1 protein-coding gene is annotated in these 937 nt (G+C 74.3%); it reads right to left on the bottom strand.

Annotation, left to right across the window (positions count from 1 at the left end):
• The coding region (locus tag HY68_RS43520) for an ATP-binding protein (protein ID WP_198533217.1) at nucleotides 1–937 on the bottom strand (937 nt) is incomplete at both ends.

Below are 937 nucleotides of genomic sequence, written 5' to 3'. Positions count from 1 at the left end.
CAGCCCGCCGCACAGCTCGGCCACCCGGTCGACGGACTGCGCGTCGTACGGCCCGTCGGCGCCCTGCACGGGCGTCTCGGCCGCCTCCCGCAGCAGCTCCTCGGCGCCGGCCGCGTCCAGGGCGTCCACCGGCAGTTGGTGCACCCAGGCCGGGATGTCGGCCGGCAGATCAATCTGCTGACGTGCCGTCACCAGCACGAGACTGTCGGACCGTTCGGGTACGAGGGTGCGCACCTGCTCGGCGTCGGCCGCGTCGTCCAGGACGACCGTGACCGGCAGACCGGTCAGATGCTTGTGGTACAGCTCGCCGAGTCGCCGTACCTGCTGATCGGTCGACGACCCTTCACGGAACAGGAGTTGCTCGCGCGGAGCGCCGAGCCGGTTCAGCAGATGCAGCAGCGCGTCGCGCGTCGACAGCGGCGCCTCGCCGAGCGCGCCGCCGCCCCGCATGTCCACGACGCACGCGCCCCGGAACTGGTCCCGCAACTGGTGCGCCGCCCGTACGGCGAGGGTGGTCCGGCCCGAGCCGGGCTCGCCGTACAGCACCACCACCGTCGGCTTCGTCTCCGTCGAGGCCCGCGCCGCGTGCACCCACTGCGCGATCTGCGCGAGTTCGCCGCGCCGCCCGGCGAACGGCCCCTCCGGCTGCGGAAGATGGCCGAAAGACTGCTCCAGTACGGAGCGTCTGCGCGCCGCCGCGCTGCGGTCGCCGCCGCGCAGCTGCGGGGTCGTCGCCGGCTTCTTCGTACGGCGCTGGGTCGCCGACGTCAGTACCCGCTGCTGGTCGAGGAAGGGCCGGATGCCCCGTACGTCCAGGGCCGTCAGCCACTGCAACCGCAGCTGCTCGACCCCGCCGGGCTGCCCTGCGGCGCCCGCCCGGCGGTGCGCGGCCGGCCAATGGGAAGCGGTCACCTTCCCGACGGTCGCCGCCGCACCG

The sequence above is a fragment of the Streptomyces sp. AcH 505 genome, from assembly GCF_000818175.1.
Classification (GTDB): Bacteria; Actinomycetota; Actinomycetes; order Streptomycetales; family Streptomycetaceae; genus Streptomyces.
Note: the sequence above shows the minus strand (reverse complement) of the source record. Positions and strands in the feature narration are given on the sequence as shown.